The sequence below is a fragment of the Pseudoalteromonas sp. CnMc7-15 genome, assembly GCF_022347925.1.
Taxonomy (GTDB): Bacteria; Pseudomonadota; Gammaproteobacteria; order Enterobacterales; family Alteromonadaceae; genus Pseudoalteromonas; species Pseudoalteromonas ruthenica.
In genome coordinates, this window is record NZ_JAKRFT010000002.1 from 123,338 (window position 1) to 136,694 (window position 13,357).

The 13,357-nt window shown below is 49.0% G+C and carries 13 protein-coding genes; 8 read left to right on the forward strand and 5 right to left on the reverse strand.

Annotated elements, in window-relative coordinates:
- Nucleotides 1-6 precede the first annotated feature (6 nt).
- Nucleotides 7-909 (reverse strand): TIGR03571 family LLM class oxidoreductase, encoded by a 903-nt coding sequence (locus tag MHM95_RS04295; protein WP_152441783.1) that lies wholly within the window; start codon nucleotides 907-909, stop codon nucleotides 7-9.
- The gene (locus tag MHM95_RS04300; protein ID WP_152441782.1) at nucleotides 906-2,090 is read right to left on the reverse strand and encodes an MFS transporter; all 1,185 of its coding nucleotides are present in this window, start codon (nucleotides 2,088-2,090) and stop codon (nucleotides 906-908) included. The genes MHM95_RS04295 and MHM95_RS04300 overlap by 4 nt, the downstream gene beginning before the upstream one ends.
- A 116-nt stretch (nucleotides 2,091-2,206) precedes the next feature.
- Here MHM95_RS04300 and MHM95_RS04305 point away from each other — a divergent pair, with 116 nt between their 5' ends.
- Together MHM95_RS04305 and MHM95_RS04310 are read left to right on the forward strand one after the other, a co-directional pair.
- Entirely contained in the window at nucleotides 2,207-3,094 is an 888-nt protein-coding gene (locus MHM95_RS04305; RefSeq protein WP_239384410.1) for a LysR family transcriptional regulator, read from the forward strand.
- Nucleotides 3,095-3,187: 93 nt separating this feature from the next.
- Nucleotides 3,188-4,279 carry an alkene reductase gene (locus tag MHM95_RS04310; protein WP_239384411.1) on the forward strand — a complete coding sequence of 364 codons (1,092 nt, stop codon included), beginning with the start codon at nucleotides 3,188-3,190 and terminating at the stop codon, nucleotides 4,277-4,279.
- Here MHM95_RS04310 and MHM95_RS04315 read toward each other — a convergent pair.
- The gene (locus MHM95_RS04315) at nucleotides 4,276-5,169 is read right to left on the reverse strand and encodes an MBL fold metallo-hydrolase (protein ID WP_239384413.1); all 894 of its coding nucleotides are present in this window, start codon (nucleotides 5,167-5,169) and stop codon (nucleotides 4,276-4,278) included. The genes MHM95_RS04310 and MHM95_RS04315 overlap by 4 nt on opposite strands.
- Nucleotides 5,170-5,297: 128 nt before the next feature.
- Between MHM95_RS04315 and MHM95_RS04320 the strand changes: the two genes are divergently transcribed.
- On the forward strand, nucleotides 5,298-6,566 hold the full coding sequence (locus MHM95_RS04320; protein ID WP_022945237.1) for a glycerophosphodiester phosphodiesterase family protein: 1,269 nt from the start codon (nucleotides 5,298-5,300) through the stop codon (nucleotides 6,564-6,566).
- A 215-nt stretch (nucleotides 6,567-6,781) separates the two neighbouring features.
- Nucleotides 6,782-8,839: a TonB-dependent receptor gene (locus tag MHM95_RS04325; RefSeq protein ID WP_239384415.1), complete on the forward strand. Its 2,058-nt coding sequence runs from the start codon at nucleotides 6,782-6,784 to the stop codon at nucleotides 8,837-8,839.
- Between the two features lie 4 nt (nucleotides 8,840-8,843).
- On the opposite strand, the gene MHM95_RS04330 is transcribed toward MHM95_RS04325, so the two are convergent.
- Complete coding sequence (locus MHM95_RS04330) at nucleotides 8,844-9,239, reverse strand: hypothetical protein (protein WP_151173802.1); 396 nt, start codon at nucleotides 9,237-9,239, stop codon at nucleotides 8,844-8,846.
- 201 nt (nucleotides 9,240-9,440) lie between these two features.
- On the opposite strand from MHM95_RS04330, the gene MHM95_RS04335 reads away from it, so the two are divergent.
- The 3 genes from MHM95_RS04335 (at nucleotide 9,441) to MHM95_RS04345 (ending at nucleotide 12,259) form a co-directional block, all read left to right on the forward strand.
- Nucleotides 9,441-9,701 carry a DUF1294 domain-containing protein gene (locus MHM95_RS04335; RefSeq protein WP_239384417.1) on the forward strand — a complete coding sequence of 87 codons (261 nt, stop codon included), beginning with the start codon at nucleotides 9,441-9,443 and terminating at the stop codon, nucleotides 9,699-9,701.
- 99 nt (nucleotides 9,702-9,800) lie between these two features.
- Complete coding sequence (locus MHM95_RS04340; RefSeq protein ID WP_022945241.1) at nucleotides 9,801-10,115, forward strand: hypothetical protein; 315 nt, start codon at nucleotides 9,801-9,803, stop codon at nucleotides 10,113-10,115.
- 89 nt (nucleotides 10,116-10,204) lie between these two features.
- Nucleotides 10,205-12,259, forward strand: coding sequence for a S9 family peptidase (locus tag MHM95_RS04345; RefSeq protein WP_239384418.1), 2,055 nt, complete (start codon nucleotides 10,205-10,207; stop codon nucleotides 12,257-12,259).
- A 55-nt stretch (nucleotides 12,260-12,314) separates the two neighbouring features.
- Here the strand turns inward: MHM95_RS04345 and MHM95_RS04350 are convergent, their stop codons facing one another.
- The gene (locus MHM95_RS04350) at nucleotides 12,315-12,743 is read right to left on the reverse strand and encodes an organic hydroperoxide resistance protein (RefSeq protein ID WP_130146258.1); all 429 of its coding nucleotides are present in this window, start codon (nucleotides 12,741-12,743) and stop codon (nucleotides 12,315-12,317) included.
- 114 nt (nucleotides 12,744-12,857) lie between these two features.
- Here MHM95_RS04350 and MHM95_RS04355 point away from each other — a divergent pair, with 114 nt between their 5' ends.
- Nucleotides 12,858-13,316, forward strand: a complete 459-nt coding sequence (locus MHM95_RS04355) for a MarR family transcriptional regulator (protein ID WP_239384420.1) — start codon at nucleotides 12,858-12,860, stop codon at nucleotides 13,314-13,316.
- Nucleotides 13,317-13,357 lie beyond the last annotated feature (41 nt).

A 13,357-nucleotide genomic window follows, 5' to 3' on the forward strand; every position in this document is an offset into this window, starting at 1 on the left:
GTCTCCTTAAAAATGAAAATGCGGTAATACCTGTTTACCGATGTACTCGAGTGCCCATTCAACGGGCAAGGTATTTCGCCTAAAATGCAAACCAATATGGTTTACACCTACTTGTTGCATTGCCTTTAGTTCAGTGATGAGTCCATTTACGCCAGTTTCAATCCCGAATCGGTGACGTGTTATTGGCGCATCAGGCTCATCCAGCAAATTTAAATGAATAAAGCTCACGTAAGGCTTTTCGCCAGCAACATTACGCCACTGTGCTACTCGCTTTTTATGATCTTCAGGAGTACCTGGGTATGCCAACCAGCCATCCATATTTTGTCCCACCCACATTGGTGACTGCTGGGCGAGACCCGCGACATATAAGGGCGTGTTAGTCAACTCCGGCAGAACCTTTTGCCCTGCTTGTAAGGGCCGCTTGGGCTCACCTTTGAGCACCGCCACAGCTTCTTGAAAGCGGGCTCCCCGTGAGGGAAAGTCAATATTAAATAAAGGGTATTCACTAGGGCGATCACCACTGGCAAGCCCTAAGATCAACCGTCCTTTACTGAGGCTTTGTATCGTGGCGGCGGCTTTTTTTACTAGCCAAGGCTGGCGAAGAGGCAACACCACCGCAGCTGTGCCAAGCATTATGCGTTCAGTTTTAGCCGCCAGATAACCTAGATAACTAAAAGTTTCAAATACTTGAGCAGCATCACCAAAATTAGGATCATAAATAGGCACGTCACGAACCCAAGCGGCGAAGAAGCCCATTTTGTCGGCTAACTGAATACGCGCTTCATGATGGCGCATATCTGGAATGCCAAAAGGTCCTGAGGTATTGGTTTCAAAACGAGCCCAGTCATTATCCAGCGGCAACTCCACCCCGATAGAAAAGGGTTTTTGTGCTAGTTTATCCAGGCTCATACCAGCTCCTGAGCACGCGTTTCGTCGCGCTTATCAAGGTGACCACTCCAACGCGTTGCCACCAAAGCCGCTACGGAAATCATAGCCCCTATCCAAGCAGTGTCTTGCAGGCTCATACCGTCGACAATCGCACCGCCCAATACAGAGCCTACCGCAATCCCGATATTAAACGCCGCAATGTTTAGGCCTGATGCTACATCTACGGCATTCGGGGTGTATTTTTCTGCAAGTTTTACTACGTACACTTGCAACCCAGGAACGTTGCCAAAAGCAAAAGCCCCCCATATCAGCACGGTGATCACCGCTCCCACTTTTGATCCCATAGTGAATGTGAATACCAATAAAACTAGAGATAAAGCCGCAAAAATCAGCGTAAGGGCGTTAATCGGACCTTTTTTGTCGGCTAGCTTGCCGCCATAAATATTGCCCACGGCCACAGATACACCATAAACCAGCATGATCAAACCAATGGCTGACGGAGCAAAGCCGGCTTCTTGCTGTAAAATAGGCGCCAGATAAGTAAATGCAGTGAATGTGCCGCCATAGCCCAAAATAGTCATCACATACACCAATACTAATCGCGGTTGAACAAGCACTTGCAACTGCTCTTTGATGCGCGCCGGGCGACCTTGTTTTAAATTCCCCGGGACCAGCACAGCACTGCCAATGAGAGCGATTAGCCCTAAGGCAGAAACCACTAAAAAGGTTGCTCGCCAACCGAAGTTTTGACCAATCCAAGTACCCAGCGGCACGCCTGTGACTAGGGCTACTGTCAAACCGGTGAACATGACTGCGATGGCACTAGCTTCTTTTTCTTTACTCACAAGGCCTGTGGCAATGGTTGAACCAATGGAGAAAAACACGCCATGGGCCAACCCAGTCAGGATGCGCGCCGCAATTAAGCTTTCGTAGCTCGGCGCTTGCCAAGCCAAAATATTTCCTCCAACGAACAACGCCATGAGGCTAAGAAGCACGCTTTTACGCTTCCACCGTCCGGTGAGCGCGGTCAGCACTGGTGCGCCAACAGCCACGCCAATGGCATAAAGGCTAACCAATAACCCAGCACTTGGCAGGGTCACATTTAAATCTTGTGCAATAGTCGGCACTAATCCTACTATTACAAATTCGGTAGTACCTATAGCAAAGGCACTCAAAGTTAAAGCGAGCAATGCAATGGGCATTTATTTTCCTCTTCACTGCGAGTTTAAAAACAATGCCGTCATTGTGGGAGTAAATTTATTTGCAAAAAATAGCAGTAGTGACAAAATACTTTTGTGATAAATGAAAAGGTAAGCCGATGCCCGTCAATGCTAAAACTGAAGACTTAGAAGCCTTTGTGACCGTAGTTGATACTGGAGGCTTTTCTGCTGCGGCACAATTACTCGACCAACAAGTTGCCAAAGTGTCCCGAGCGGTAACCCGCCTGGAGCGTACTTTAAATGCCACCCTACTAAATAGAACCACACGGCGAGTAGAGCTCACAGAAGAAGGAGAGTTGTTTTTGAGCCACGCTCGCGATGGCTTGAATATGCTGGCAAAAGGCGAAGAAGCACTGCGTTTGCTGGGCCGCTCTCCTTCAGGAAAATTACGCGTTGATGCCGCCAGCCCATTTGTTTTTCATCAATTGAACCCTTTGATCAACGATTTTTGCAGAACCTACCCAGATATTACTCTAGAGCTAACCAGCCACGACAGTATTATTGATTTGCTTGAGCATAAAGCCGATATAGCCATACGTATTGGTGACCTTAGTGACTCAAATTTACATGCTCGACGACTAGGTAAAAGTCGCCTACACATAGTGGCAAGTCCTGAGTATTTAGCTCATCATTCCCTTTCAGAGAATATTCAAACTCTGCATGAGCAGCGTTTAATCGGTTTTAGCGATGCCCCACACCTTAACACTTGGCCACTCAAAAGCCCGCAACAATTGCGCTTTGCTATCAGTGCTTCCAGCGGCGAGACTGTGCGTCAGCTATGTATAGCGGGTCAAGGACTCGCATTGTTGTCGCATTTTATGGTTAAAGACGACTTAGCCGCCGGGCGCTTAGTGAGCGTACTAAACAACCATATTTTAAGTCCTAATCGACGAGAATCTGTACAAGCTGTTTACTACCGCAACAGTGCAGTGTCTTCACGAATATCTGCCTTTTTAGATTTCATTGAATCAAGGTTGTGCCTGTAGTTACATATTTCACAAAAGTGTTTTTCATTTATTGCGGTTAATGATGACAATCATCTGCGATACGCTGTGCTCAGCACAACTTTAGGAGGTCTTATGAATTCACTTTTCCGCCCCATTACCTTAGCCGGTAAAACATTAAAAAACCGCATTGTTATGCCACCGATGACACGTTCGCGTTCAACCCAACCGGGTGACATCGCCAATGACTTAATGGCGACCTACTACGCGCAGCGTGCCAGTGCCGGACTGATTATCAGTGAAGGGACGCAAATCAGCGAACTAGGTAAAGGCTATGCATGGACCCCGGGGATCTACACCCCAGAGCAGGTTGCCGGTTGGCGCAAGGTCACCGACGCCGTCCACCAAGCCGGCGGTGTGATGTTTGCCCAGCTGTGGCATGTCGGCCGCGTATCCCATGAAAGTAATACTGGCGGCAAGCAGCCCATCTCATCATCTGCTATTCAAGCCAAGGGGGTGAAGGTGTTTATCGATGACAATAACAACCCGGGTTTTGTCGAGGCGCAAATGCCGCGCGCCATGAGCGTTGCAGAAATCCACGAGGTCATCGCGCAGTATCGCCACAGCGCCCAATGCGCCAAAGAAGCAGGCTTTGACGGCATTGAGCTGCATGCTGCCAATGGGTATCTAATCAACCAGTTTTTAGACTCACAAGCCAATAACCGCAGCGATGAGTATGGCGGTAGCCTTGATAATCGCCTGCGCTTTTTGCGTGAAGTCGTCAGCGCGGTCAGTGAGGTGTTTGGTGCAAACGCCGTAGGGGTCAGATTAGCACCGTTAACAACCTTAAATGGCGCGGTGGATGACAACCCTCAAAGCACCTATGTGGCTGCAGTGCGGGCTCTTAATGAGCTTAACGTTGGCTATGTCCATATTGCGGAGGCCGACTGGGACGATGCGCCTTTAATGAGCGCGCAGTTTAAGCACGCTATCCGTGATGCCTTTGATGGGCTTACTATTTACGCAGGTAAATACACCAAGGCGCGCGCCGAACAAGCACTAGAGGATGGCTGGGCCGATATGATTGGCTTTGGTCGCCCCTTTGTTGCCAACCCGGATTTACCGCAGCGCCTTAAAGCAGGTGTGCCTTTAGCAGCGCATGATCCGCAAACATTATTTGGCGATGGCCCTGAGGGTTATACTGATTACCCCAATGCGACCACTTAATGTTGGTTCTCTTTAACGCTCACATCGGGGCGAAAATTAAAATAAGACTCTTCTATCAACGTGCGGTACACACCGGCAATATTTTGCGCTCGCCACTGCTGGTACATGGGCAGGTGGCTGAATTCAGGAAAGTGTAGCTGTTGCTGCATTTGCGTCAAAGTATGGCCCGCCAACAGCGCGTCACGCACGCTATTATAAAGGGTCTTCAGGTAGGCAAGGTAGCGACGCACGTCGTCCTTGTCACCCATTTGTGCATGCCCCCCTACCAAAATATCAAAGTCGTGGCTTGCGAGTAATTGCTCTGTAGAGCGGATCATGCCGTGGATATCATAACCTTGCAGATCTTTATAAGGCATGCGACCTAACACCACCCAATCGACCACAAATATAACGTTTGCAGGCATGAAATGCATACTCACGTTGCCGCGCCCATTATTGGGGCCGAAATAACTAAGCTGTACAGAGCTTTGTCCAAGCTCAGCGGTGAAAGAATCAGTGAAGGTAACGTCAGCAAAGCGCACGGGAGCTTTAGTCCAGCGCATGTCCTCATCTGCATAACGATGAGCAACAACGGTAGTCTGTTCATCGACCAGAAATTCGCCACCGAGCGTGTGGTCAATATGGTTGTGACTGTAGGCCATGAACTTAATGGCAACACCAAAACGAGAGTGAATCGCCTTTTTCAGCCATTTCGCCGCATCAGCATTAATAGGATCGGTAACAAATGCCCCCTTATCGGTGATCATAAAAACACTGTGGTAGTGGCCTGCACTAAACCGATACACATTGTCTTTAACTTGCTCAATCACATAAGACTGAGCGCTGCTAAGAAAACTCACCATCCATAAAAAACACATCAATACCTTATACATAAAACTCTTATCGTTCATTCACATTGCTGATAGTTTAGTCTACTGTGCAATTAGCTGTAGCGATCAAGTGATGCTTGTGTCGCTGTAATAAAAATAAAACATCGCGTCCTTATGATGGTTAAAAACCTAAAAAAGGAACTAACTCTATGCGCTTTTCTCTCATTAGTTGCTCGTTGGCGGCGCTTTTATTAAGCGGATGTAACAGCAGCTCAGATTCTGATCCTGTGGTGGTTGAACAGCCACAAACAGCCACACCTGCTTCAGTGCAACTGGGCCCTCGCCCATTTGCGCTGGTTGATGCCATGGCTGCGGGGCCACTTAAAGAAGCACTGCAAGCATGTGCCGACGACAACTTCGTGGCCAGCGACTTTTCCATTGGCCACCGTGGCGCGCCCATGCAGTTTCCTGAGCATACCCGTGAAAGTTACATTGCGGCAGCACGCATGGGTGCAGGGATCTTAGAATGTGATGTCACCTTTACCGCCGACAATGAGCTGGTCTGTCGCCATTCGCAGTGTGATCTGCATACCACCACCAATATTCTAGAAACCGAACTTGCTAGCAAATGCTCAGAGCCTTTCACTCCCGCCGCAGACGGCGTACCCGCAAGCGCGCAGTGTTGCACCAGCGATATCACCTTAGCCGAGTTTAAAACGCTCAAGGGAAAAATGGATGGAGCGAACCCAGCAGCAACCACTGTCAGTGAATATATGAAAGGTACGGCACCGTGGCGAACCGACTTATATGCCGCTCGCGGTACCTTGATGACCCACCAAGAAAGCATTGAATTGTTTAAATCACTGGGCGTAAAAATGACCCCAGAGTTAAAATCACCTAGCGTCAGTATGCCCTTTAATGGCATGTCGCAAACCGATTACGCATCAAAAATGCTGAACGAGTATGAACTTGCGGGAGTTGCTGCCGACCAGGTGTGGCCGCAATCATTTAACCGCGATGATGTGTTGCATTGGGTTAACACTCATCCGGAATTTGCCGCACAGGCCGTTTACCTTGACGGTCGCGACGCCGAGCCGGGCTTTGATCCCAGTAATGCGCAAACCTGGTCACCCAGCATGGCTGAGCTGGTCAATCAGGGCATCGAAGTTATTGCGCCACCGATTTGGATGTTACTTGATTTAGATAATAATAATCAGATTGTTCCCTCGGCGTATGCCCAAGCAGCCAACGAGGCAGGATTGAAAATTATTGCTTGGTCATTAGAGCGCTCAGGGCCACTTGAGAGCGGTGGTGGCTGGTACTACCAATCAATCACCGATGCCGTTGATTCAGATGGTGTGATGATGCAAGTGCTGGATGTATTAGCGCAAGATGTTGGCGTCATCGGTGTGTTCAGTGACTGGCCTGCGACCACCACCTATTATGCCAATTGTAAGTTAGCCAACAACGACGCCTAGCAGCGCTTATATCACAGTAGCGAGGCACCTAGCCTCGCTACTGTGCTTTCAACACTCCACTTCAGTCGCCCCAACAGTCGACCAACAGCCTGACTAATTCCCTAGTATTTCGACACCACTGTGCACCACAGTGATCAGCCAATACCGTCTGAGAGTATAATTTTGCACTGCGCGCTACAAATCCGTACCATCAACAAAAAATGCACAGAAAACGTATGCTTAGACCAACATTCTTATCTCTACTCGCGTTTACACAAGTGGCACTCGCTCAGGATGACTTGGCCGAGATTGAACGCATCACAACCACTGCCTCGCGATTGGCGGTAACAGATGAGGCAATGGCATTGAATATTGCCACCATCAATGCTGAACAATTGGCCATCCTTGGCAGCACGCACATTGAAAAAGCCATGAAACAAATCGCCGGTGCCAATTTACAACACGGTAACGGCCAAGAATATTTACCATCATTGCGCTCTCCGGTATTTACCGGCGGGGGCGCATGTGCCGAAGTGTTGGCGCTAGAAGATGGTATTGCCCTGCGTGCAACCGGTTTCTGCAACGTTAATGAGCTGTTTGAAGCGCACAGTGAAATGGCTGAGCGTATTGAAGTGCTTAAAGGGCCAGGCTCTGCGCTGTACGGCTCAAATGCTGTGCACGGGGTAATTAATGTGATTACCCCCGATACCACTTATGGGGGCGGCTTCGCTGGCCTCGATGTGGGCTCGTATGGCTATAAACGCGCAAAACTGCGCGCCGGTAAAGATTTAGGCGAGCAAGGTTTTGGCATTAATAGCAGTGTTACCCGTGATAGCGGCTACCGCGATGATGAGAGTGTCGAACAAGAGAAAATCAACCTGCGATATCGCTATAGCGGCGATACCTTGAGGGTGCAAACCGGGCTCACCTACACCCATCTAGACCAACAAACAGCAGGCTATATTGAGGGTTTTGAAGCCTATAAAAATGAGCAAGTGGCACAGCAAAACCCCAACCCAGAAGCCTTTCGCAAAAATCGCGCGACGCGGCTATGGTCGCAATTTACTTGGCAAGCAAACGGGCAATCCACCTGGATGATCACCCCTTATGTGCGTGACCAACAAATGACCTTTTTAAAGCATTTCTTACCGGGTAAACCGCTGGAGGAAAATAGCCAGCAAGGGGTTGGCGTACAAACGCTTTGGCAAACCCAACTCAACAATTCTTGGCAACTAAACCTAGGCATAGATGGTGAGTACACCCAAGGCGACGTGCTGCAATATCAACACCAGCCAACCACCGGCTCAGCCTTTTTACAGGCCACCGTACCACAAGGAAAGCATTACGATTACAGCGTTGATGCAACATGGTATGCCCCTTTTGCGCAGCTCTCTTATCGTCACTCTGCCTGGTTAGTGACTTTAGGGGCACGTTACGAGCACATCGACTACAACTACAGCAATCATATGCTCGCTGGGCGTACCCGTGACAATGGCAGCGAATGTGGCTTTGGCGGTTGTCGTTATTCACGCCCCGCGAGCGGCGACAACAGCTTTGCCGATCTCTCCCCGAAGCTATCGCTGAGCTATCAGCTGAGCCCTGAACTTATTGCTTACACTAATCTCGCCAAAGGCTACCGCGCGCCGCAAACCTCAGAGTTATATCAACTGCAGCGTCAGCAGCAAGTGGCCGATTTAAAAAGCGAAACCATCAATAGCGTGGAGCTGGGTGTAAAGGGGGCTTACAATTCAGTGCGCTTCAACCTGGCTGGCTACGTGATGCACAAAGATAACTTTATTTTCCGCGATAGTGACTTCTTTAATGTCAGTGACGGTGAAAGTAAACACCGAGGTATTGAGTTAGAACTACGCTATCAGGCTAGCAGCCGGGTAATGCTGCAACTTGCACTGAGTCGGGCGCTGCACACCTATGAGCACCAGCAAGTCATCGCTGACACTCAACTCAAGGGGAACATTATGGACACCGCGCCCAAATGGGTGGCAAATACTCAACTGCATTGGCAAGTCAGTGACGATGTCGATGTTGCCCTTGAGTGGCATCACGTCAGTGATTATTACACCGACCCACAAAATTTACACCGCTACAGTGGCCATGATCTCATTAATGTACGCGGTGCATGGCAAGTGAATAAGGACTGGCGAGTGATCGCTCGGGTCGAGAATGTTGCTGACACAGCCTATGCTGAACGTGCCGATTTCACGACTTTCAGCGGCGATCGTTACTTTCCTGGGCGCCCGCGCAGCGTGCTATTAAGTATCGAAAGGCAGTGGTAACTTATTAGCTTAGTGCGCTTAAGAGTATACCGGGGTCAGAGATCCCGGCCTCTTTAAGTGCTTCAGTGACCGCTTGGGTCATTTGCATAAGCTGTACTTCCATATTGGCAACAAGATTGCGCTGTGATTCGAGCATTGCTTTGTGCGCTTCCTCATCATTGGGGTCTTGCTCGTTTTGCAGAGTTCTCAACCTTTCACGTGCTTGGTCTATTTGCTCTTTTACGCGCTCGATTTGTTCTAGCATTTTCTGAATATGCGCGGGCAGTTGCTCGCGCAAGCTCTGCTTAATGTCCGCCTCAGCCTGAGCTTTGGCTTGATTATGCTGGGGTTGCAGGCGTAAAGTGCCCTCAGATTGAGGCGTTGTCGGTATAGATTGTGAGTAGGAAGAATCAATGCGCATTGCGCGTCCTTGGCATCATGGCTCGCTTTTAAATACTATCGGCACCGATTAGGTACACTTGAGCCAAAATTTATCGGACAACACATAATGAAGTTTATATTGCAGCTTTGCAAAGGTGTTTGCAGCTTACTCTTTGTCTGCGCTGTCGCACTGCTTTGTTGGCAAGTGCAAACTCTTTGGCCCAGCGTCTTCTATTTATGCATGAGCACAATAACCTTTGTGTGGTTTTGGCATGATAAACGCGCGGCGCAGTGCCAACGCCCACGTACACCCGAGCGTGACTTATTAATATGGTCGCTATTCGGCGGCTGGCTAGGAGCCCTTGCGGCGCAAACGTGGTTGCGTCATAAATCGCAAAAGCGCGCCTTTATCATAAAGCTATGGGTGACTATTTTGGTCCATTGCTGGATGTTTATTATTGTTGCAGTACAACTGATTTTGAGTAGCGCTGGTTTATGGTAGTCATACTTTTGGCTAAGTATAAAAGTGCTGACTTTTTATACATTTTTGCTAAACTTGGGAACAAATAAAACGTCACGCTCGTTAAATGGATTTGCAGCAATGAACTTAATTATTTTCTTACTCCTTTTTGGCGCCTACCTATGGGTGCGCTTTACCCTTCGTAAACAGCTACGTAGCTATGTTGAACAGTACTATCCCGACTTGCGCGCAGTGCTCAATCATAACCCGCTAAAACTCAGTAAAGCCAAAGCACTGGAAACCAACTTAGATGCCTGGCTCAACAACGAAAGTGGATACAGCCTGAGTGACGATTACATCAGCCGTAAGCGCAAGCAAATCTCATTGACCAACCAATGTGGCATGATCATCGCGCTAATCGCTATGCTGCTGCCCTTATTTTTTGCAACTCCATGACCAGGCGGTCATTTTTTATCGAATAAAGTTGCACCTACAGAGTATGGGTTTTATAACAGGGAGACTGACATAGCTGCCAAGGACAGATTATGAAATTCACTCCCCTCTCTTGGGCCATGGGTTTAGCTATCGCAACCAGCGGTATCGCCAATGCAGCCCAAAGCACTAGCCATGATGTACTCGCGCTTGAAGACGTTTTCAATCTTGAATATGCCAACCAAATCGATATCAGTGATGACGGCGATATCGTGTATTTTGTGCGCAATCGCATGGACATTAAGTCAGACCGCAAATTTAGTAATATTTGGCAGGTCAGCACCGACAATAAACAGCTGCAACCAGTAACCAGTGGCGTACATCAAGACTTTGCCCCCGTGTTATCCCCCGATGGCAGTCGCTTAGCGTTTATTTCTACACGAGATGGCAGCGCACAGCTGTATGTTAAGTGGTTAAACACAGGTGCGGTAAGTAAAATCAGCAACCTTACACAGAGCCCCTCCAAGCCGACCTGGACACCGGACGGCAAAAGCTTAGTATTCAGTATGTTTGTGCCCGCTAAGCCCAATAGCCCGGTGAGCTTACCCGGTAAGCCCGAAGGCGCAAAATGGGCCGACCCAGCGCTGTTTATCGATGAGGTTTACTACCGCGCTGATGGCGCTGGCTATACCAAAGCAGGCCATAATCACCTGTTTCGTATTGCTGCCAACGGCGGCAACGCAGTGCAGCTCACATCCGGTGACTTTGACCATGGCGGCAGTATCAGCTTTAGTGACGATGGCAGCACCTTATACTTTTCAGCAAACCGTCACAGCGACCATGAGTTAAAGCCGATAAACTCTGAAATTTACGCGCTGGAGCTTGATACTCTCAGCATTCGCGCCATCACCGACCGCGATGGCCCAGACAGCCAGCCGCAGGTGTCTCCCAATGGTCGTTACTTAGCCTACACAGGCTATGACGATAAGCGCACTAACTATGAAAACACGCAGCTCTATATCCGCGATTTAGAATCTGGCGAGACGCGCAGCTTAACACCGGACTTTGACCGCGCAGTGGCGCAAATACACTGGGCGGATGATAGTCGCGGCCTTTACTTTAGCTACGATAGCGAAGGCAAAACCACCATTGGCTACCAACCTTTGCGCGGTGAAGCCAAGGTGATCACCGACAAAGTGGGGAGCGTGTCTTTTGGTCGCCCCTACTCAGGCGGCGATTTTGACGTTAGCGCCGAGGGTGATATTGCGTTCACGCTCGCCGACACTCAGCGCCCTGCTGATGTGGCCTTGACTAAGCGTGGCGAAGCGCTGCGGTTAACGCATTTAAATGAAGATGCCTTGGCCAACAAAACGCTTGGGAAAGTGGAAGAATTGTGGGTTAAATCCAGCCACGATGAGCTCGACATTCAGGGTTGGATTGTTTACCCACCGCACTTTGATGCAACTAAAAAGTACCCTTTGATTCTCGAGATCCACGGTGGACCGGTGGCCAACTACGGGCCTCACTTCAGCGCTGAAGCACAATTATTCGCCGCTCAAGGCAACGTGGTGCTGTACATGAACCCACGCGGCAGTGACTCTTACGGCAAAGACTTTGCACAAACGATTCACCATAACTACCCAAGCAACGACTACCATGACTTGATGACGGGTGTGGATGCCTTAGTTGCCAAAGGCTTTATTGATGACACTAAACTCTATGTAACCGGCGGCTCTGGCGGCGGTGTACTTACCTCTTGGATAGTCGGCCATACCGATCGCTTTGCTGCGGCGGTGGTTGCTAAGCCTGTAATTAATTGGTTTAGCTTTGTACTAACGGCGGATTTTTACCCCTTCTTTGCGGATTACTGGTTCCCAGGCAAACCATGGGAGCATATGCAACATTATATGGAGCGCTCACCTATTAGCTATGTGGGCAATGTAACCACCCCCACCATGCTATTAACCGGTGAGGCCGATTATCGTACGCCTATTTCCGAAACGGAGCAGTTCTACCAAGCATTGCAATTGCAGGGTGTGGACACCGCCATGGTGCGTATTCCTGATGCCTCGCATGGCATCACCAAACGGCCTTCGAACCTGATGGCAAAAGTCGCCTACATTCTGTGGTGGTTTGAAAAGCACGGCGAAAAGCAGGCCGATAAATAACCATATAAAGGCGGCGACACGCTGTCGCCGCCCTTGTCGCGAAGAAACTGTGCCTTTAGGCCAGCACCAGTTCCACATCAATGTTGCCACGTGTGGCATTGGAATAGGGGCAAACCTGATGCGCGGTATCCACTAATTGACGCGCCTGCGCTTTGTCCATATCCCCCAAATCCACGGTGAGCTTAGCGTCGATAGAAAAGCCCTGCCCTTTTGGACCAATTGCAACCTCACCGGTGACGGCAATATCCTGAGGTAACTTAATTTTTTGATCGCCAGCCACTTTTTTCAACGCGCCAATAAAACACGCTGAATAACCGGCGGCAAAAAGCTGCTCAGGGTTGGTGCCCTGACCATCATCGCCCCCCAGCCCTTTTGGAACGGATAGGTCAACATCTAAACGGCCGTCGTCCGACTTGGCAGAGCCGTCTCGTCCACCAGTTGCCGTGGCTTTTGCACTATAAAGAATCTGTTCTAACGCCATTATTGGCCTCCTTCTAGTTAACAATTCAGAAATTTACTTTGTATGCAAAATAAATAATAGCGATGGCCAACTTGAAGATCAAGTTATTTGCATGCAAAATAAAATAAAGGAGAGATCATGACCGACAATGCTTTAAAACTTGACTACCAGCTGTGTCACCGCTTTTACACCGTGGCTAACGCCTTCACCCGGGCCTATCGCCCGTTATTGCGTGAGCTCGATATTACTTACCCACAGTACGTGGTGTTAATGGCATTATGGGAAAAAGACCAAATCACCATTCATCAATTACTTGAGAAAACCCATATTGATGGTGGTGCCATGAGTTTAATTTTAAAAAAGCTCACGCAGAAATCTTTTGTGCAGGTGATCCATGATCAGCATGACAAGCGGGTAAAGCGGGTGGTGCTCAGCGACTATGGAAAAAAAGCCAAACACACCGCGCAAAAAATTCCCCAGCAAATGCGCTGTAACCTCAAAAATATCAGTGATGAAGAAGGGATGGAATTGATACGACTAATAGACAAGGTGAGTGATGACTTACATACCACACTTTGTGAGGTCGATACCCAGTAAACACTGAATGATTGGATAAGTTTTAACGTTATCTGTCAGGT